The 18,713-nt window shown below is 69.0% G+C and carries 20 protein-coding genes and 4 pseudogenes; 15 read left to right on the top strand and 9 right to left on the bottom strand.

All coding sequences use genetic code 11. From position 1 onward, the window contains the following. Together ABZ904_RS46580 and ABZ904_RS46575 are read left to right on the top strand one after the other, a co-directional pair. On the top strand, positions 1 to 75 hold a 75-nt coding region (locus ABZ904_RS46580; protein WP_361830209.1), incomplete at its 5' end, for a hypothetical protein. Between the two features lie 719 nt (positions 76 to 794). Next, positions 795 to 998 (top strand): annotated as a pseudogene (locus tag ABZ904_RS46575) (DUF2267 domain-containing protein); the annotation flags it as partial. A gap of 152 nt (positions 999 to 1,150) precedes the next feature. Here the strand turns inward: ABZ904_RS46575 and ABZ904_RS46570 are convergent. Beyond that, entirely contained in the window at positions 1,151 to 1,372 is a 222-nt protein-coding gene (locus ABZ904_RS46570) for a hypothetical protein (RefSeq protein WP_361004322.1), read from the bottom strand. A 137-nt stretch (positions 1,373 to 1,509) separates the two neighbouring features. Between ABZ904_RS46570 and ABZ904_RS46565 the strand changes: the two genes are divergently transcribed. The 3 genes from ABZ904_RS46565 to ABZ904_RS46555 all read left to right on the top strand — a co-directional run bounded on the left by ABZ904_RS46565 (position 1,510) and on the right by ABZ904_RS46555 (position 3,152). Continuing rightward, a complete protein-coding gene (locus tag ABZ904_RS46565; protein WP_361830207.1) occupies positions 1,510 to 1,830 on the top strand; it encodes a DUF2795 domain-containing protein in 321 nt (106 codons plus the stop codon). A 162-nt stretch (positions 1,831 to 1,992) separates the two neighbouring features. Beyond that, positions 1,993 to 2,478, top strand: a complete 486-nt coding sequence (locus ABZ904_RS46560) for an Hsp20/alpha crystallin family protein (RefSeq protein ID WP_361830205.1) — start codon at positions 1,993 to 1,995, stop codon at positions 2,476 to 2,478. 107 nt (positions 2,479 to 2,585) lie between these two features. Next, positions 2,586 to 3,152: a hypothetical protein gene (locus tag ABZ904_RS46555; RefSeq protein ID WP_361004313.1), complete on the top strand. Its 567-nt coding sequence runs from the start codon at positions 2,586 to 2,588 to the stop codon at positions 3,150 to 3,152. A gap of 62 nt (positions 3,153 to 3,214) precedes the next feature. On the opposite strand, the gene ABZ904_RS46550 is transcribed toward ABZ904_RS46555, so the two are convergent. Next, positions 3,215 to 3,913, bottom strand: coding sequence for an HAD family hydrolase (locus ABZ904_RS46550; protein WP_361004310.1), 699 nt, complete (start codon positions 3,911 to 3,913; stop codon positions 3,215 to 3,217). Positions 3,914 to 3,930: 17 nt separating this feature from the next. Continuing rightward, positions 3,931 to 5,172, bottom strand: a complete 1,242-nt coding sequence (locus ABZ904_RS46545) for a hypothetical protein (protein WP_361004307.1) — start codon at positions 5,170 to 5,172, stop codon at positions 3,931 to 3,933. 362 nt (positions 5,173 to 5,534) lie between these two features. On the opposite strand from ABZ904_RS46545, the gene ABZ904_RS46540 reads away from it, so the two are divergent. Together ABZ904_RS46540 and ABZ904_RS46535 are read left to right on the top strand one after the other, a co-directional pair. Next, positions 5,535 to 5,669: a hypothetical protein gene (locus tag ABZ904_RS46540; protein WP_361004304.1), complete on the top strand. Its 135-nt coding sequence runs from the start codon at positions 5,535 to 5,537 to the stop codon at positions 5,667 to 5,669. A gap of 452 nt (positions 5,670 to 6,121) precedes the next feature. After that, positions 6,122 to 6,373 carry a hypothetical protein gene (locus ABZ904_RS46535; RefSeq protein ID WP_361004301.1) on the top strand — a complete coding sequence of 84 codons (252 nt, stop codon included), beginning with the start codon at positions 6,122 to 6,124 and terminating at the stop codon, positions 6,371 to 6,373. A gap of 14 nt (positions 6,374 to 6,387) precedes the next feature. Here the strand turns inward: ABZ904_RS46535 and ABZ904_RS46530 are convergent. Continuing rightward, positions 6,388 to 7,026, bottom strand: a pseudogene (locus ABZ904_RS46530) (erythromycin esterase family protein); the annotation flags it as partial. A 112-nt stretch (positions 7,027 to 7,138) separates the two neighbouring features. Between ABZ904_RS46530 and ABZ904_RS46525 the strand changes: the two are divergent. Genes ABZ904_RS46525 through ABZ904_RS46515 form a run of 3 tightly spaced genes read left to right on the top strand, consistent with a single transcriptional unit; the run spans position 7,139 to position 8,469 of the window. Further along, positions 7,139 to 7,390 carry a hypothetical protein gene (locus tag ABZ904_RS46525; RefSeq protein WP_361004298.1) on the top strand — a complete coding sequence of 84 codons (252 nt, stop codon included), beginning with the start codon at positions 7,139 to 7,141 and terminating at the stop codon, positions 7,388 to 7,390. A 27-nt stretch (positions 7,391 to 7,417) separates the two neighbouring features. Then, a complete protein-coding gene (locus tag ABZ904_RS46520) occupies positions 7,418 to 8,077 on the top strand; it encodes a hypothetical protein (RefSeq protein WP_361004295.1) in 660 nt (219 codons plus the stop codon). Positions 8,078 to 8,106: 29 nt separating this feature from the next. Next, positions 8,107 to 8,469 (top strand): hypothetical protein, encoded by a 363-nt coding sequence (locus ABZ904_RS46515; RefSeq protein WP_361004292.1) that lies wholly within the window; start codon positions 8,107 to 8,109, stop codon positions 8,467 to 8,469. A 58-nt stretch (positions 8,470 to 8,527) separates the two neighbouring features. Here ABZ904_RS46515 and ABZ904_RS46510 read toward each other — a convergent pair whose 3' ends face one another. The 3 genes and pseudogenes from ABZ904_RS46510 to ABZ904_RS46500 all read right to left on the bottom strand — a co-directional run. Further along, complete coding sequence (locus ABZ904_RS46510; protein WP_176986079.1) at positions 8,528 to 8,692, bottom strand: hypothetical protein; 165 nt, start codon at positions 8,690 to 8,692, stop codon at positions 8,528 to 8,530. A gap of 801 nt (positions 8,693 to 9,493) precedes the next feature. Next, positions 9,494 to 10,156, bottom strand: a complete 663-nt coding sequence (locus tag ABZ904_RS46505) for an SDR family oxidoreductase (protein ID WP_361004289.1) — start codon at positions 10,154 to 10,156, stop codon at positions 9,494 to 9,496. Positions 10,157 to 10,183: 27 nt separating this feature from the next. Further along, a pseudogene (locus ABZ904_RS46500) lies at positions 10,184 to 10,282 on the bottom strand (hydrolase); the annotation flags it as partial. Positions 10,283 to 10,578: 296 nt separating this feature from the next. Here ABZ904_RS46500 and ABZ904_RS46495 point away from each other — a divergent pair. Next, positions 10,579 to 10,728: pseudogene (locus tag ABZ904_RS46495) on the top strand (aldehyde dehydrogenase); the annotation flags it as partial. A gap of 344 nt (positions 10,729 to 11,072) precedes the next feature. Then, positions 11,073 to 11,618 (top strand): type 1 glutamine amidotransferase domain-containing protein, encoded by a 546-nt coding sequence (locus tag ABZ904_RS46490; protein ID WP_361830200.1) that lies wholly within the window; start codon positions 11,073 to 11,075, stop codon positions 11,616 to 11,618. A 76-nt stretch (positions 11,619 to 11,694) separates the two neighbouring features. On the opposite strand, the gene ABZ904_RS46485 is transcribed toward ABZ904_RS46490, so the two are convergent. Next, positions 11,695 to 11,853 (bottom strand): hypothetical protein, encoded by a 159-nt coding sequence (locus tag ABZ904_RS46485; RefSeq protein WP_361830198.1) that lies wholly within the window; start codon positions 11,851 to 11,853, stop codon positions 11,695 to 11,697. A gap of 271 nt (positions 11,854 to 12,124) precedes the next feature. On the opposite strand from ABZ904_RS46485, the gene ABZ904_RS46480 reads away from it, so the two are divergent. Further along, positions 12,125 to 12,370 carry a transposase gene (locus ABZ904_RS46480; protein ID WP_361004280.1) on the top strand — a complete coding sequence of 82 codons (246 nt, stop codon included), beginning with the start codon at positions 12,125 to 12,127 and terminating at the stop codon, positions 12,368 to 12,370. Between the two features lie 296 nt (positions 12,371 to 12,666). Here the strand turns inward: ABZ904_RS46480 and uvrA are convergent, their stop codons facing one another. Then, complete coding sequence (gene uvrA / locus ABZ904_RS46475) at positions 12,667 to 15,153, bottom strand: excinuclease ABC subunit UvrA (RefSeq protein WP_361830196.1); 2,487 nt, start codon at positions 15,151 to 15,153, stop codon at positions 12,667 to 12,669. A 573-nt stretch (positions 15,154 to 15,726) separates the two neighbouring features. On the opposite strand from uvrA, the gene ABZ904_RS46470 reads away from it, so the two are divergent. Together ABZ904_RS46470 and ABZ904_RS46465 are read left to right on the top strand one after the other, a co-directional pair. Further along, complete coding sequence (locus ABZ904_RS46470; RefSeq protein ID WP_361830194.1) at positions 15,727 to 16,848, top strand: hypothetical protein; 1,122 nt, start codon at positions 15,727 to 15,729, stop codon at positions 16,846 to 16,848. A 297-nt stretch (positions 16,849 to 17,145) separates the two neighbouring features. Further along, a complete protein-coding gene (locus ABZ904_RS46465; RefSeq protein WP_361830192.1) occupies positions 17,146 to 18,321 on the top strand; it encodes a glutathione-independent formaldehyde dehydrogenase in 1,176 nt (391 codons plus the stop codon). Positions 18,322 to 18,713 lie beyond the last annotated feature (392 nt).

The following is an 18,713-nucleotide window of genomic DNA, read 5'->3' as shown; positions in this document are numbered from 1 at the left end:
GAGGGCGGGCAGGTCGCGGACGTCATCGTCGCGGTGGCGAGCATCGACCCGGTGATGGGAGGCGTGGACCGGTGAGAGCCACGCAAGTGTGGTCGCCTTGTGCGCGGTTCCCGGCCCAGGGGTGCAGCGTCAGCGGCTGGAAACTCAAGGCGCCGGCGCATCCTGGCGCCTGAGCGTCGCGGCGGCGAACCAGGATGGCGTTGCGGTCGCCGACGGGCCGCACCGCCGTCACAAGCGTTCCAAAACCGGCCTCGGGCGCCGTCGCGTTGGGAGCAGTCGGGGACCGGGCGGCGCGGTGAAGTGGTCGTGCGCCGGTAACGGCGACGCGGCTCAGCAGGTGTGCGGTGGGCAGCCGTCGCTGGGCTTCGCCTTGAAGACCGGCGAGGGCCGAGCCGGGCTCGGCGTGCATGGTCAGTGCGGTGCGGTAGATGCTCTGGTAGACGGCGTCCCAGCGTTCCTCAACCCGTACCTAACGTGATCTGGGAAGTGGGAAATGATCTTGTTGGTCGCAGGAAGGGATCTCCGCTGACGGGATGTAAATCCTGATGAGCGCATTTCGTCGGTTCCCCGGTACCTTCGAGCACCGGCTGAGACTGCCCTACCTTCTTTCGCACGGCCCGATCGTTCGCGACGATGGGGTCGCGCGAGCGGGGCAGGGATGGTTTTGAAACTGCTGCCGGCCATGGCTCAGCAGGCTGTTCCCCCTGTCCCGCCACCTCTTCTGGACTGCTGATTAGGCTCTGCGGACCATCGCTTGGTAGGGCGAGGACAGACGGAAGGGGTCGTACGCCGCACTGCGCGCCGTCCTGCACGGGCTACGGGACCGCCTCTCCGTCGACGGGGCCGCGCACTTCGGGGTGCAGCTTCCGACCCTGATCCGCGGCGTCTACTACGACGGATGGAAGCCATCCGAGACACCAGTGAAGCTGAGCGGCGAGGAATTCATCCAGCGCGTCCGGGACGACTTTCCCTACGCGGTCGACGGCGGCATCGAACGAGTCGTGCGCACCGTGCTGGAGGCTCTGGAACGCCACGTCAGCGAAGGCGAGTGGGACCACCCTGCAACCCATCACAGGTACCGCGCATGCACTGCCCCAAACGGCGATCGAAATGCCGACGCGGACCTCGCGGCCGGTGCCGAAAGCGCCGGTCACTGCCCGCCCTCTTCACCTTCCTCGGTAAAGGGGCGCACCGCGTCCAGCAGGACCCTCAACGCACCGGTGAGCATCCCGACCTCGGCGACGCGCTCGGCGTACGGGTCCTGCGGGTACTGCCGCTCGGCCTGCTCAGCCCGCTCGGCGGCGTCCGCCAGGATCTGCTCGGCGGCCTGAGCCGCGGCGCGCAGGGCGGCACGTTCGATATTGCCGGGCATGTGATCTCCCCTGGATTCGGGCGTCGGGCACAGGATTCCCCGGAATGCTTCGACATCGCCAGCAGCCGGTTTTGCCAGGAATGCCACAGGTAGGGCACGAGTACGAAGTGCCCCGGGACAAAAACCGAGGAGGAGATATGTCTTCCACAAGCGTACGGGACGTGTTGGACGCGCGGCAGGACGTCGACTTCCCTGCGGGCAAAGAGGAACTGGTCCAGGCCGCCGAGAGTGCCGGAGCGCCCGAGGAAGTGGTCAAGGCGCTTCGCGCCATTCCCCCGGACGAGTACGGCAACCGGGATGAGGTGGCCAGGTCGGTGCGCGTCGACCCGGCATCCGACCTGGACCTGAGCGCGGCGCAGCGCGCGGAGCAGGCCCGGGACGGCGGCCGCCCCGGCCAATCGCAGCACCTGCGTGACGTCCCCAAGCCGTCGGTCCAGGACGAACTCGACCAGTCCTGATTCGCCCCGCACGGCATGCAGACACCGGAACGCCCCATGGATAGCGAATCGAACACACTCGCCGCCGCCTGACTTCCCGGCCGGAGGTATCTGAGCAACCTCCCGCCGGGTACACCGATACGTCCAAAACACCGGAAATGTAACTCGTGGAGGTGAGTTCTGATGACGCTACCCGCACGCCGACAGCGAGTCGGCGCCCTGGCGGAGCCCGGGGCCACCGCGTGGACACGCAACCCTCTCGCCGAGTTTGACGATCTGTTCAACCAGATGGGACGGCTGCTGGAGTCGACCGTGGGGCCCGGCGCCACGCCGGCAGAGATGCCCTGGATCCCGCAGGCCGACATCTCCGAGACGGACGACGCGTATGTGATCGAACTCGACCTGCCCGGCGTCAGGAACGAGGACATCGACGTGGAGATCAACGACCGGGAACTGGCAATCTCCGGGGAGATCAAGGAGCGCGAGCGCAAAGGCGTCATGCGGCACCGGACCCGGCGCACCGGACGCTTCGAGTTCCGGGTGGTGCTGCCCGGTGACGTGCGGGCCGAGAACGTGAACGCCGCGCTGTCCGACGGCGTGCTCTCGGTGACCGTGCCCAAGGCCCAGCCGGCGAAGGCCCGGCATGTGGAGATCAAGAAGGGGGACTGACCTCCGGTCCCCCAGGCCGGACGGGGCGGCGAGCGTTCGCCCGCTGCCCCGCGGCACCCAGGCAAGCTCTCCGGCCGCCTTTGTCCATCGCCCTGTGAGGAGTTCTGATGGCAGTCACCGCTGAAGCGGTCATCCCGCTGCTGCGCGACGTCCGCGATGCCGAGGAGGCGGTCGCCGGCCAGTTGCGGGCGGATCTGGCCGCCGAACCCGCGAGGGACCACCGGCAGACCCTGGAGGACCACATCCAGGAGGTCGATTACCACATCCACGAGCTGAATCGCCGCCTGGAGCAGCTGACCGCCCGAGGACCGTTGTCCGAGGCCTTCATCATCCTGGGCGGTCAGGCCGTGAGCACCGGCCGCGTGCTGTGGCGGCTGAGGTCGGGGCTGCCGTCAGCCGTGCGGACCGGGCACGATGGTCACACTCCGGAACGCCTCCTGAAGGACATCGAGGAGGAGTTCGCCGTCGCGGCCAAGGCGGCGGCCGCCGCCCGCGCGGCAGAGCGTTTCGCCGATGAGATCGGCGACAGCCTCGACGCCGCCATGCTCCGGGGCGTCCGCACCGACGACGAGCGGTTACTCAACAACCTGGACCACAGCCTGGAAGAGGCGTCAGACGTGGTGGTCCGCGTCAAGACCAGCGAGGCCGGCGGTAGAACCGCACCGGCCTCCTGAGCCGTGCCGCCATCCTCGTCCGTCCCCGGGTGCCGGACCGCCCGGGGACGGATGCGTCGCGCTCAGGCGCCGTGCGCGTCCCGGACGCCGAGTTCGTCGATGTGCCCCAGCAGGTCGAGGGGGTCGGCGTACACCCGGAACGCCTGGGCCCGCTCCAGTTCGTCCTGCCCGTATCCTCCGGACAGCAGCCCCACTCCGAGTGCCTCCGCCCGCCGCGCAGCCAGCAGATCCCACACACTGTCTCCGACGACGACACAGTCGCGGGCGGGGATTCCGAGCCGCGCCGCGCCCGCCAGGAACAGATCGGGGTCGGGTTTGGCGCGGCTGACATCCTCGCGGGTGACCGTCGGCACGTCAGGCGGCACGGCGAGTCTGGCGAACATGGGTGCGGCGTCGTCCCGGCGGGCGCTGGTGGCGATCGTCCAGGGGACGCCGCAATCTGTCAGCGTCCGGAGAAGCTCGGCGGCTCCGGGCAGCGGCCGGATGGCGTTCGTCCAGCCTTCGAAATGGCGGTGATGGGCGTTCTGCAGTTCATCGGCATCCTTCGGCGTCAGCCGTACGCCGGTCTCGCGCATCATGGCCTGCACGAGCAGGCCACCGCTCATCCCGATCCTCCGGTGGATCCGCCAGATCGCCAGGCCGATGCCCATCTCGCTCAACGCCTGCTGCCAGGCGATGACGTGTTGGTAGACGCTGTCGACGAGTGTCCCGTCCAGGTCGAAGACGAACGCCGCGGGCCTGGTGGCCGTACCGTCGGACATCTTCCACATCCCTCCCGTCAGCGGCCGGCCCGGGCCGGCGGGGTATAGGCACCGGAGGACAGCCGCTGCGCCCGGGACTTCTCGACCGTGTCCTTCAGGGCGCTGCGGAAGCGGCCAGGGCCCCAGGCGCGCCCCCTGACGGCCTGTTCAGGCGCCTGCCGGCCGGACGGCCCGTACCGTTCGAGTGCCGCCGCCACCTCGTCGATCTCCTCGTTGTGCGACCGGTCGGCCGCGGTGCGGCTGGTCGGACCACCGGTGCCGGCCATCCCCGGGGAGTACGGCGGGCCGCCGGGACCTGGCCGGTACCGGCGAGCACCGGCCCGCTCGTGCTCCCTGCGGTGCGTGGCGCGCTCGTCGCGGGCTACGGCGGCGCCCGGGTGCTGCCAGTCGGACTCGGTCTCCTCGGCGGTCAGCGGCCGGGCGATGTTCTCCAGCGACTGCTGCTCAGCGCGCACCCCGAAGAACACCTCGGCCACGCCGCCGAGCGCCATCACCCCAGCGCCGATCAGGAAGCCGACCGCGACCAGGGTGAGACTGCCGCTGTACACGAACTGACCGAACAGCATGGACCCGGTGATGCCGCCGACGGCGGTGCCCACCGCGAAGAACAGGGCAATGCACAGGCTCTCCATCGGGAAGACCTCGCTGACCGTCAGGTAGGCCGAGCTCGCACCGGCGGAGGCGGTGAAGAACACCACGGCCACCAGGACGGAGAACTGCCACGCGGACAGGGCTGAGGTCATGGTCACCACGCCCAGCACGATCGCGATGACCGCCGAGCCGAAGTATCTCGCCATAATCATCGGCTTGCGCCCGACAGTGTTGAACAATCGCCCGAGCAGCAGGGGACCGAGGAGTTGCTGATCGCGAAGAGCAGCATGGAGCGCGGTACCGCGCCAGGGGCCACCCCGAAGTAGCCGCTGAGTATCGTGCCCAGGTCGGAAGCTCACGGCGTTGTACAGGAACGCCTGCCCGGCGAAGAGGGCCGGGCCCAGCAGCGGCCGACGCGGATAGCGCTGTTCCGCCACCCGAGAGATCTCCGGGAACGGGATCGACGCCCGCTGCCGTCCGGTGAGGTACCCGCTGGACGGCGGCAGTTCGATGCCTTCCCGGGCTAGCACCTCCGACTCGATGCGGTCCACAATCTCCTCGGCTTCCTTCTCCCGCCCATGGATGAACAGCCAACGAGGGCTCTCCGGAACGGTGCGGCGGACCAGCATGATCTCCAGTCCGAGGAAGCCGCCGTTCCCGAATGCCACCCGCCAGCCGACGTCCGCGGGGAACCAGGCGGTGTTCAGCAGGACGAAGCGCCCAGGCTCCCAACGGCGGCCCCGACCCAGTAGCTGCCGTTGATGGTCAGGCAGACCCGTCTTCGGTTGCGGGCCGGGATGAACTCACCGGGGCCGGCAGCGGCGTGAGTACTCGGGGGTCGACGAATGCCATGCTGCGCGCCGGGTATGCGATCGGCATCGGTGCCCGGTGACCAAATCGCGCGGTCGGAATCGACCCAGCGGGCTGAGACACCGCGGACGAGCGGGCGGTTCTCGGAGGGTCGGCAATGCACGGCGCACGGGTCAGGAATCCGGCCTCTCGCGAGACGGCACCGGAGCAGTAGGGTGCGGTGTTCGAGCCGTCGACGCGCGCCACTTTGATGTTCGAGTCCGCCGGGGAGGACGATGTCGTCACCCTCGGCGCGTCCTGCCTGCTGTCCACGGGCTGCCGCCTGGCCGCTGCCGCATTTCTGCTGCGCGACTGATCCCTGGTCAGGCGCGGTTCCCCGCCCACCGCGCCCGTCCCGACGACCGCGCCGTGGCCGCCGGGATGCCGGCGCTGCGAGGCCGCGACGGCAGGCTGACCTGCCCGGCAGGGCCAGTACCTGGGCGTTCGCGCTGCGCCACCGTTACTGCGAGGCCGTGAGCGGATGTCCCACCCGAAGGGACGCGATCGATCCGCACCCGCTGGACGTCAGGCAACGGCACACCCAATCCATCGATCCCATGATCCAAACAAGACGGCCTAGCTAGGGGAGCCCGCGGCGGGCGGATGTCAACCGACAGGGTGATCGGGCGTTAGGAGACACCGTGGCACCGGCAACGGCTCGTGGGGGGCGTCGTCAGAAAAGCGGCGGCCCTCGCGGTACGCGCGGCGGTGGGAACCGGACATGTGCCCAGCGGGCGCGATCGCGGGTTTCGCGCATATGGTCGAGATATGTCCGTCTTCATTAAGCTCGTAGAGGTTGGTGATCCCAACGGCTACACCAACCGCACCATCTGGGACGTCGCCTACGAAGATGTGGTGAACGAACTCAACTACGCCTACGACCTGCACCCCAGCGGAGCTCTGAGGGTCATCCGGGTGCCGGTCGGACTGCCTGCGGCAGTGGAGTCCGTGTTCAGTCCGGGAGTGTGGTTCAGGGTGCAGGGCCTCTGGCACGGGGCGGGCGGCTCCGGTGCCTCGTAAGGCGGCGGCAGTTGTCATACGGCGAACGGGTAGGTCTCGGGGACCTCGCCTTCCTGCCACTCGGCCGTGCGCTCCAGGGGTTCGACTGCCCGGGTCCCATCGATGTGGATGACGCCGTCGAACTGGTCCGACATGCGCGCGCGGAAGTAGTGGCTCTGCCGCTCGGTCTCCGGCCGGTAGATGACGCCGATCGCCCGCTCAAGGCGCGCCTTGCGCAGCGTGTCGGCGGCCAGGGGCGTCCGGTTGAACGGAAGCAGGAACTCCTTCTCGCCGACCTGGTGGAACATGTCCTCGACGCTCTCAACGAGTGCCGGGCGCACCGCCTTGCGCATGACCGGTCCTCCCCAGTCGTCCGCGGCTGTCACCGTGCCGGTGTAGGTGGTGAAGCCCAGCAGGCAGCAGTCATCAGGGTGCGCCTGCCGCGCCAACTGGCCGACGTTGAGCTCGCCGCGGAGCGCGGCCTCCGTGCCCCGGGCATCCCCGAGGTGGGAGTTGTGCTCCCACACGACGATTCTGGCGGGGCTGCTCCGCCGGTGGCTGAGATGCTCGGCGAGCGCCTCCAGGGTCTCGACCATGTGGCGGTCACGCAGGTTCCAGGACGACACCTGCCCACCGAACATCGTCCGGTAGTACTCGGCCGCGTTCTTGACCGTCCGCGCGTTCTGTTAGGCATAGAACTGGTCGGCCAAGGAGAACCTGCGCCTGAATCCGCGGGGACGTCCGGCACGCGGCACCAGGCTGGTCCTGCGCAGCGGTCTGGACGCCATGGATCACTGCGCCATCGGCCTGCGCTACCTGAGCCGGACCTTCGCCGACCTACGACTCATGAACCGACTGGACATCGACAGACGCCTGCGCGTCTCGCACACCGAGGACCGCCAGGGAGCCCGGCGCCGACGCGACCGGACCACCCTAGGAGGTCTGCTGCGTTCGCTGCAGTCCGGCGAACTGCGGGGGTGGTGGGGCGGTCGCGTGGATCCGAGCAGGAACTGGTCGTTCGGCCGCTCCGGACGATGAAGAACACATCGCGAGCTGGGAGGAACAATGCGGAATCGGACACTGAGCAAGATCGGCACACAGCTGTTGCGTCTGCGCCACGACTCGTCACAGAGCTCACAAGACCGGGCGGCGCCGGCCGACTACGGACTGGACCACAGGCAGGTCGCCGAATTCGCCGCCGGCACGCTGGACGCGGAGGGCGAGGCGGCGCTCGCCCATCAGGTGGCGCGGCTGCTGCCCTTCCACTGGACCTGGCCCAACCGGGTCGCAGCGGAGATGTCGCAGATCATGTCCCACGTCGGTGATCAGCGTGAACTGATGGCCTGGCTGGATCGGCACCCCGGCCTGCCACGGCTGGTGGCCCGCCTGTACGTCTTCATGGGTCTCCTCGACAGGTACAGCGCGGTGCCCGCGGTCGTGACCGCGATGCGTGAGTACCGGGAGCGGACACCGTATCCGCCGGGCCTGGAGTCCTACTTGGTGCCTGCCACCGATGACGACACGCTCGCGAGCATTGCTTTCAAGGTCGAGAAACTGCTCGGCGAGGAGCGGACCCGGGAGGCCGTCGAACTGGCCCTGGCCACTGCGGCATGGCTGCAGCAGATCGCGCCGCGCGCGCGGGAACTCACTCCTGAGGTCGGCGACTTGAACGAGCTGATGGGGCAGGCTCAACAGGATATCCGGGCGGCAGCAGCCGACATCTGAACAGGACTGTCGATGGGGCGGTAAACGGCATGACGGTGAAACTGAACGCGATGGCGTTCAACCACGCAAAGAAACTGACCGAAGAGGGCCGGATCGTCCTGGACGACCGGGACGAGTGGAGCGAGCACCGGCCTTCGGCAGCGGACGAGAATGCCTACCTCGAGGAGCACGGATTCAACGAGTACGCCAGGTGGTACCTGGGCATCGATGACGAGATGGGAGAGGAGACCAAGGGCCGGTACAAGTTCCCCTACGGCGATTTCGAGCGCGTCCACCGCTGCGGTGTGCTTTCTGCCGAGGTACGCGCCGGACAGCAGAAATACGCGGACATCGAGAACGCCGCCGCCCACCTGCACGGACTGCTGGACGGCAGGCGGGCCGGGAACCGGTGACAGCGCCGGGAAAAGTGCACCCTCACCCGGCCCCCGGCGAACGGGTCGTCCAGTGGCGCTAGGCGTCGTCGCCCCGCTCGCCCTCCGCCTGGGATGGCTCGCTCCGGGGGACGTCCGGGTGCTGTTCCGTTGCGGTACGCTCGCCCGTCTCGTCCCGCTCGCCCTCGGCCTGCGAGGGTGTGCGCGAGTACCAGGCGTCGTAATCAGGGGCTCCGGATTTCATGACGGGCCTCCTTCGTCGCTCACGTCCATCCTCCCCTCTCAGGCCGTGGTGGAACGTCTGCGGCCTCACCGTGCGAACGGCAATCCAGCGTCGTCCAGAGAGGCGATCCGCGACCGGACAGCGCCCGCACCATCGGCCGTCAGCCAGGTCGTCGGCACCGACGCTGTCCGGCGCTGGTCCCTCACACAGGGAGAATGCGAATGCATCGACTTACGAAAACCAGGGTGAACCGGTGAGCCCACGACCTCGCAAGCGGGTACCACCAGAACCGACGGTGAACGGCCTGCAGCCGAAGATAAACGGCCTCGGGCGCGCCGGCAAAGCGCGTGTTGTGATCGGCGGCGTGGCCGCTGCGGTGGCCGGAGCCGTCCTCATCGCCGTTTCCAACACCCGCGCGACTGCGGCTGCCACGGTGGTGGAGGAGGGCGGAGGACACCGAGCCACCCATCGGCCGGTGGACCAACCATGCAGAGGATGGCGTCGATCTCGCCGTCGGGGTTGTGGCCGCCGTCGCACGGGCCGCCCACGTATGGGACACCGCGCCCCGTGTGCCCGGTGCGCGCCAGGGCGTTCTCCAGCCAGTCCAGCTTGTCCCGGGCCTCCTCGACGTCTGCCCCTTCTCCAACATCGCCTCGACGTGCCCGAAAGCGTAGCCGATCGACTCGTGCTCGAAGGGTGTACCGCTCGGCGCGGCGATGTCCCTCAGCTTGCGGAACACCGTGTCGGCCTCGCTGCGCTGCGCCTGTTAAAGTGCCCGGGTGTGAGTCATTACCGGCACCCGGGCGAGGGCGGATTGCGGCGTCAGCCGCCGGCCACGGCGCGCACCGCCTCCTCGACCGGGGTGGACCCGCTGATCAGCTCGAGGATGCGCCCGGCGGTCCTGGGCTCGTGGAGCAGGGCGGCGAGCACCGCAGCCACGTCATCGCGCGGCACCTGGCCGCGGTCGGTGTGCTTGGCGAGCGTGACACGGCCGCTACCGGGGTCGTCGGTCAGCATCCCCGGGCGCAGAATCGTCCAGTCCAGCCCCGGACGGGAGGCGATGTCGGCGTCCGCCTCGCCCTTGGCCTTCAGGTAGGCGGCGAACACCGGGTCGGTGCCGGGCGGCGGCGGGCTGTCCACGCCCATCGCGGAGATCACCAGGAAGCGGCGCATCCCGGCGCGCTCGGCCGCGTCGGCGAGGAGGATGGCCGCGTTCCGGTCCACCGTCTGCTTGCGGGCCGCGCCGCTGCCCGGTCCGGCGCCCGCGGCGAACAGTGCCGCGTCGGCGCCGCCAAGGTGGCCGGCCACCTCGTCCACCGAGGCGTGCTCCAGATCGCACACCACCGGTTCCGCGCCGTCCGCGCGCAGGTCGTCGGCGTGGTCTGGGTTGCGGATCAGCCCTGTGACGTTGTCGCCGCGCGCCGAGAGCAGCCGGGTCAGCCGGCGCGCGATCTTTCCGTGTCCGCCCGCGATCACAATGTGCATGGGGTCATTCTTGCCACACGCGACCGCTCACGCCGGGCTGCGGGACTGCCGCGGCAGGTCGGGTCCCGCGGTTGCCGTAAAGTCGGCGTACTCGCGCACCGCGCTGGTGCGCAAGACCACCCTGCCACCGGGTCGCGCCGCAGGTGCTCGGGGATTCGCGATCGCGGTTTCAGCGCGGCTGATCGCCTGGCCAGGAAAATCACACCCCCTTGCCTTCACAACGACGCCTGACTCGGAAGGTCATTTCGAGGGTCCGTCTCGTCCCCGCTGCTCTGACACGCCGAGGGAAGAGTCATGAAAGCTGTCGTCCACGAGGGATCGCGCGGCGTGAGCGTGAAGAACGTCCCCGATACGCGTGCCGAAAGGCCCAAGAAGGGCCTGCCTGACGGCTTTCTGTCTGACCACTCCCGACAAACCCGAGGGCCGCGTACGGTTTCGCCGACGTGGGTCCCTACAACGGCGGGCGGGCCGAACTGCTGCGCGTTACCTGCGGCGACCACAACTGCCTGGTGTTGCCGGAAGAGGGTAGGGAGCGGCGGACCGACTACGTGATGCTTTCCGGCGTCTTCCCACCGTCTGGCAGGTCACCGAACTCGCCTGGCGGCCTGGTCCGGGCCGGGAAGGCCGAGCCGTCCTGGATCGTTTCCCACGAACTCCTACTGAACAATGCAGCAGTCGGATACACGGCTCCCGGCATTTCGGCGCCCGTGACGACGGCTGGACGAAGGTCGTCCTGACTCGGAGGCAGCTCCGGCTGACCGCGCGCAGACGTGCGCTCGGGGCACCCTCGGCCGCGCCTTGCAGTCCCCGGTCCGGAAAAGGGATCCGGACGGGCCCTGCCGGGTGTCCCTGCCGCTCGCGTCGTACAACCAGCGACTCGTGAAGGGAGCCATACCATGACGCAGGAATTCGGGGGATGCGGGTGGGGATTCTGGCCACCGACGGCGTCGAGCGCGTGGAGCTCGACCAGCCGCGCGGTGCGCTACAGGGTGCAGGGGCGAAGACCGAGATCGTCTCGTTCCATCCCGGCGAGATCCAGGCCCGCCAGTTCGACCTCAACGCGGCAGGAACCTTCCCCGTGGACCGCCTGGTCGCCGACGCCTCCGTCGACGACTACCACGCCCTGCTCCTGCCCGGCGGCACCATGAACCCCGACCAACTGCGCATGGACCGCGACGCGGTGCAGTTCGGCAGGGACTTCATGGCCAGCGGGAAACCGGTCGCATCGATCTGCCACGGCCCGTGGACCCTGGCGGAGGCCGACGCCGTGCGCGGCCGCCGCCTGACGTCCTGGCCCAGCATCCGCACCGATCTACGCAACGCCGGCGCGGAGGTCGTCGCCGACCAGGAGGTGGTCGTCGACGGGCAGCTCGTCACCAGCCGCGGCCCGGCCGATCTGGCCGCCTTCTGCGCCGCCGTGGTGGAGCAGTTCGCCCGGGCGCACCACCCCATGCCCGGCTGAACCAAAGGCCTCGTCGCCGCGGAGAGAGCAGGCGGTGCACGGTGGAGGTGGGCCCGCTCTCCACCCCACGGGCCGGTCAGCCGTGGCGGTCGCCTCCGTACGGCCGCCGGACCGTACCGTCGCGCAGCCGCGTCGAATGTCGCCACGCCCAAGTGGTGATCGTCATCACCACGATGAGCGCCATCAGGATGGCTGGTTCGATGCCGTGGGAATTCCACTCCCACGCGGCGATCACGATCAGCCCCGCGGACGCCGCAGCACGTCGGCGCCGACTGCGGACGCTGCGGCACACTGCTGGACTGGCGGACCTACGGGTCGCCTTGCACGGGGTGCAGGCCCCACCCTGGGCATCTTCCTGCGCTCCTTCACCCGCGGGCACGTCCTCCAACTGAACGCGGTTCACCGCAGGTTCCGGGCGCAACCAGGCCGTGTATCGAAAATGGATCTTGGGCTGTGAATGATCACGGTTCATAGAGCGGGGAGGTCTCACGGACGAGCAGTGGGCGGTGCTGGAGCCGTTGGTGCCGAAGGGTGCCGGGGAGGGGCAGCCGCCTGTCTGGCTTCGGCGGCAGTTGATGGACGGCATACGGTTCCGGGTCCGTACCGGTGTTCCGTGGCGGGACATGCCCGTCGAGTACGGGCCGGGGGGCCGGGTCTACGACCTGTTCCGCCGATGGCAGCGGAACGGCACCTGGCACCGGATCCTCACCCGGCTCCAGTCTCTGGCCGAGGCGAAGGGTGCGATCACGTGAGACCTGAACGTCGACTCCACGGTCTGCCGCGCCCACCAGCATGCGGCCGGGGCCCGCATCAGGGCGATCTGCAGGGCGATCAAGCATCGTCGTCACGCTGGCCGGCCCGCGCGCGGAGGACGGCGGGGACGTCCTACGGGAGATCTCCAAGCACACCGACATCAAGATGCGCCACGTCGCCGAACTCATCGTGTAGTGGGCCCGGACGGGACACCTCGAGGGCAATATCCGCCACAAGTTGGAACGCAGCATGGCGACGCGCGCGACCCTGCGCCCCGAACCCGGCTGACCGGTGCTCAGCCCCTCGCGCTGTCGTCAGAGCGCGCGAGCCGGGCCGTGAGATAGGGTGCGGTGGCGCTGCGGCGGGCCCTCGCCACCTTGGCCGGCGGGCCCGCCGCGACCACCCGCCCGCCCGCGTCGCCGCCGCCCGGACCGAGGTCGATGACCCAGTCGGCGGTGGCGATCGTGTCCAGGTCGTGCTCGACGAGGACGACCGTGTTGCCGGCGTCGACGAGCCGGTGCAGCTGTCGCAGCAGCAGCGCGATGTCCGAGGGGTGCAGCCCCGCCGTCGGCTCGTCGAGCAGATAGAGGGCGTGCCCGCGGCGGGCTCGCTGCAGTTCGGTGGCCAGTTTGATGCGTTGCGCCTCACCGCCGCTGAGTTCCGTCGCGGGCTGGCCCAGCCGCAGGTACCCCAGTCCCACCTCGCGCAACGTCTCCAGACTGCGGGAGGTGGCCGGGACGGCGGACAGGAACTTGGCGGCGGCGTCGACGGACAGCGCCAGTACTTCCGCGATGTTCTTGCCGCGGTAGGTGACTTCCAGCGTTTCGGCGTTGTACCGGGCGCCTTCGCAGGTCGGGCACGGCGCGTAGGTGCCGGGCAGGAACAGCAGTTCCACCGCGACGAATCCTTCACCCTGGCAGGTCTCGCACCGCCCTTCGGGCACGTTGAAGGAGAACCGCCCGGCCGAGTAGCCGCGCGCCCTGGCTTCGTCCGTCGCCGTGTACAGCTTGCGCACCGCGTCGAACATCCCGGTGTACGTGGCCAGGTTGGACCGGGGAGTTCGGCCGATGGGCCGTTGGTCGACCTGGACCAGCCGGTCGAACGACTCGACCCCCGACGCGTCCTGGACGTCGACCTCCAGCTGTGCCTCATCGGGCTCCTCGGGTACGAGTCCGATGTGGCCGCGGACGACCTCGGCGAGCACCTGCGTCACCAGCGTCGACTTTCCGGAACCGGACACGCCCGTCACCGCCGTCAGTACGCAGAGCGGTACGTCGACGGACACGTCGTGCAGATTGTGGCGGGAGACGCCGCGCAGGTGCAGCCAGCCGTGCGGTGTGCGCGGGCGGTGATCGAGCGGCTGGGCGCGCCCGAACAGGTACTCGCTCGTGGCCGACTCCCCGACCCGTTCAAGACCGGCGACCGGGCCGCTGTACAGCACGCGTCCGCCGCCCTCGCCCGCACCGGGGCCGATGTCGACCACCCAGTCCGCCCGCCGTACGACGTCCATGTCGTGCTCCACGACGAACAGCGAGTTGCCCGCCGCCTTGAGGCGCTCCAGCACCTCCAGCAGCGGTTCCACGTCAGCCGGGTGCAGGCCCGCGGAAGGTTCGTCGAGGACGTAGACCACGCCGAACAGCCCCGAGCGCAACTGGGTGGCGATCCGCAGGCGCTGCGCCTCGCCCGGCGACAGGGTCGTCGAGCGGCGCCCGAGGCTGAGATATCCGAGGCCCAGGTCGAGCAGCACCTCGACCCGCGCGACCAGATCGCCGCAGATCCGCACCGCGACCTCGGTCGTCTCCCCGGATCGTGCGGTCGACGTGGTGGCGTCGACCTCGGACCGCCCCGCGACGGGCCGCAGCAGCGCCACGACCTCGGTGAGCGGCATCGCGTTGATCTCGGCGATGGAACGCCCGGCGAAGGTCACGGCGAGCGCCTCGGGCCGCAGTCCGCTGCCGTGACACGCGGGGCAGGGCACACTCCTGACAAACCGGAGCGCCCGTTCGCGCATCTTCTCGCTCTTGGAGTCGGCGAGGACATGCATGACGTGCTTGCGGGCGCTCCAGAACTTGCCCTGGTAGCCGTAGTCGACGCGGTCCTCCTCCGGCTCGATGTACACGGAGGGCTGCTCGTCCGTGTACAGCAGCCAGTCCCGGTCCTTCTTCCTGAGCCGGCGCCACGGTCGGTCGATGTCGATCCCCAGGCCGCTCACGACACTGCGCAGGTTGGCGCCCTGCCAGGCGCCCGGCCAGGCGGCGATCGCCCCCTCGCGGATGCTCAGCGAGGGATCCGGGACAAGCAGGTCCTCGGCGACGTCGTGCACGACGCCCAGTCCGTGGCACTCCGGGCAGGCGCCGGCCGCGGTGTTGGGTGAGAACGACTCGGCTTCCAGCCGTGCGGCCCGGGGCGGATAGGTGCCGGCGCGGGAGTACAGAATGCGCAGCAGATTGGACAGCGTGGTGAGGGTGCCGACCGTCGAGCGCGAGCTGGGCGACCCGCGTCGCTGCTGCAGGGCCACGGCCGGTGGCAGTCCGGTGATTTCCTGCACGTGCGGTGCGCCGACCTGTTGCAACAGTCTTCGGGCGTACGGTGCTACGGACTCGAAGTAGCGCCGCTGGGCCTCCGCGTAGAGCGTGCCGAACGCGAGCGAGGACTTGCCCGAACCGGAGACGCCGGTGAAGGCGACCATCGCGTCCCGCGGAACGTCGACATCGATGTTGCGCAGGTTGTTCTCACCGGCGCCCCGGACATGTACGAAGGGGTCGGTCGCGTCCTTGTTCACCGTTACTGATTACCTGATCGCGCCGGGAACCGCGCGACAGGCGCCGTCACCGGGCCTCGCTCACACGAGCGCTCGAAGAAACCCCGGTATGAGACGCTCCCAGGAAACACTCGAGCGTGCTTCACCGTTGATCCGTATGTGGGCGTGGAGGGAACTGTGTCCCCGGGCCTCACCCTTTGCCCATGAGGACGATCGTTCAGCTGAAGCCTTATGGAGCCCCCGCCGCGAGGCGACCGCCCTCGCGCCCACTCTCGATCGGCCCTGGCTGGGATCCCCCGAACCAGTCGGGGCCTTCGCCTGCCCCCTGCCTGCGTACTTCCGGGCAGGACACCGAAGCCGGGTGTCCGGTGGCGCGGCGTGCGGTGCCGACCGGGGTGGCGCGGAGCTGGTGTTCGCGGTGGCGCACGCAACCGTGTGGCCTGGTGGTGGAGCAGGCCCTGTACGGGGAGGACGAGGAGATCTGACCATACCGCCTGCACCTGCTGGCGGGGGCCTGCGTGTCACGCGGCGTCGGCGTTACCTCGGGGGCATCCTGTGGGCACTCGCGATCGCGGGGTCCGACGAGAGGGAGTCATGCGGGTGTCGTCTCAGGGCGTTACGGTCGTGGCTCTCCTGGCGGATCCGGACGCGCCCACGGAGATCGCGCAGCGCATGGCCCGGATGCTTCCTGATCGGCTCGCCGACAAGTCGGGCCAGGGACGACGGTTCGACGTCGAGGTGGTCAGTGAGCCCTTCACCGCGGGGGCCGAGGACCCGCCCACCTTGATGCACCGAATCATGGACCGCGGAAGTGAGGGGAACTGGGACATCGTCGTGGCCCTCACCGACCTTCCGCTGCACTCACATGGGCACAAGCTCGTGGTGGATCTGAGTCACGAACACGGCTTGGCGCTGCTGTCTCTTCCCACGCTGGGGGGCTTCCGGCTGCAGACAAGGGCCCGGCAGGCCGTGGAAGAAGTCGTGCTCAGCTTGGCGGGCCCGCAGGCCACTGGGCCTGAGGGGCCTCCGCGAAGTCAGCCGCTGCGGGGGCCCTTCATCGGTCGTCTCGCGCCCATCCATCCGGGCCAGGTCGGTGAGGAGGAGATCGCCGATCTGCGGTACGTCGTCAGTGGGCCGCGCGGTTACCTGAGGGTGCTCCTCGGTATGGTCCGCGCCAACCGGCCGTGGCGTTTGGTGCCGGGCTTGTCCAAAGCCCTGGCGGCCGCACTCGCCACGGGAGCAGTCGCCACCGTGAACTCCACCATCTGGAACCTGGCCACCTCCCTGAGCACGCCACGCCTAGTGATCGCCACGGTCGGGTCTGTCGCTCTCATGATCGGCTGGCTGATCGTGGACGCGAACCTGTGGCATCGAACGGATGAGGTTTCGCCGGAGGCGAGGAAGAGGGCGGCTCTCTACAACGCCTCCACGGTCGTGACCGTGGGTATCGGGGTAATCGTCTGCTACGTGGGTTTGGTGGTCATCAACCTGGTGTGGGCACTGTTCATCCTCAACGACCGGGTGTTCGCTTCCACGACACGAACCCCGCTGCACGCCACGGAGTACTGGACGCTGTCTTGGTTCGTCGCTTCGGTCGCCACGGTGGGCGGCGCGCTGGGATCGGGCCTGGAGAGCGACGCGGCGATCCGGGCAGCCGCCTACTCCAAGCGCGAACAGGAGCGTCGCAGCGTGCTGCAGGACGACCACGGTCACTAGCGGGTGACCTCAGTCGCAGATGTGCCGTCGGTTGGTGGTCGTCCGGGTCCGGAGATTCCGCTGATCGGTCGATGCGTGGTTGTTTCGCCTCGGGGGCCGACGGGGACCCGGACGCAAGGCCGCCGGAGCGCCGAAGCTCCGCCTGGCGGGCCGGCGGCAAAACGACCGTTCCATCTGATCCAGGTGAACGGCCCGCAGAGGCGTGCCGGAGCCCCGGACCCCGTCGCAGCACTTCCGAGAGTCAGGCTCTTTGCGCCCTCTCCATCACCGCCATGCGCGACATCAAGGGAAGGCACCATGAAAGCAGCGGTATACGAAGGCCCGCGAACGGTCGCAGTGAAGGACGTACCGGACGCGAAGATCGAACACCCCTGCGACATCATCGTCAAGATCACCACCACTAACATCTGCGGTTCGGACCTGCACATGTACGAAGGCCGCACCTCGTTCGAGTCCGGCCGCACCCTGGGACACGAGAACATGGGCCAGGTGGTGGAGGTCGGCTCGGCCGTCCGCAAGGTCCAGGTGGGCCAGTACGTGGTCCTGCCTTTCAACATCGCCTGCGGCTTCTGCAAGCAGTGCGAGCGGGGTCTGACCAATTACTGCCTGACCATGCAGCCGGAACCGGCCCTCGCCGGAGCGGCCTACGGATTCGCCGACATGGGCCCCTACCAGGGCGGCCAGGCGGAGCTGCTGCGCGTGCCCTACGGCGACTTCAACGCGCTGCGTCTGGGCGAGGACGCCGCCGAGCGGCAGACCGACTATGTGATGCTCGCCGACATCTTCCCCACCGGCTATCACGCCACCGAAATGGCCAACGTCAAACCGGGTGACCAGACGATCGTTTTCGGGGCCGGTCCGGTTGGGCTGATGGCGACCTATTCTGCCCTCCTCAAGGGCGCCGGGCGCGTCTGGACGGCCGACCACCAGCCCGACCGGCTGCGCAAGGCGGAGGAGATCGGGGCCATCCCGATCAACACCGCCGAGCAGAACCTGGCGGAGGTCGTCAAGGAGGCCACCCTCGGTCTGGGCGCCGACAACGGCTGCGAATGCGTCGGCTACCAGGCACACGACCCCCAGGGACACGAGGACGCCAGCCTCACGCTCAACGGTCTGATCGACTCGGTCAGGTTCACGGGCGACATCGGCGTGGTGGGCGTGTTCCTGCCCCAGGACCCCGGCGGCGCTGAGGCCCAGGGGGAGTTGGAAGCTCAGGGCAAGGTCCCGATCGACTTCGGCATGATGTGGTTCAAGGGCCAGCGCATGGGGACCGGGCAGGCGCCGGTGAAGAAGTACAACCGGGCGCTGCGGGATCTGATCGCTGGAGGGAAGGCCAAGCCGAGTTTCGTCGTCTCCCACGAGCTCAGCTTGGACGAGGCCCCCACCGCCTACGAGCACTTCGACGCCCGTGACGAGGGCTGGACCAAGGTCGTCCTGCATCCGAACGGACACGGGAACGGCCACAAGCGGTAAGAGACCCGGGGCCGCCGTGCCCCCTGTTTCCCCTGGACCGGTCCGGGGGACGGGTGGCGATCTGCCCGTCCGCGGACGGGGCTGGGGGCAATCGCCGCGCTCCGGCCGGACCTGAACCAACAACGATTGCCCGCGCTCCGGCCTGGAGGACGGACGGCGGACGTTCAGCAGTGTCCGCAGTGGCAGCACCCCTTCCAGCGGCTGCGGCCGCCAGCCAGCTAAGAGTCATCCCGTATTGGGATGCCACCCGATCAGTTCCCGGGCAGGGATACCGCCGCGGGCTGCGGTGTTTCCTGTGTGGGCGGCTGTTCCGACGTGGTCCTTGTGCCGCTGATTCGCGGGTCGGGTCTCATTCGGGGTGGGCCGGTACCGGTCGGTGGTGTTTCGTCGAG

This window comes from Streptomyces sp. NPDC046900, assembly GCF_040644975.1.
Lineage (GTDB): Bacteria > Actinomycetota > Actinomycetes > Streptomycetales > Streptomycetaceae > Streptomyces.
The sequence above is the reverse complement of the archived record's forward strand: the minus strand, read 5'-3'. Positions and strand labels throughout refer to the sequence as shown.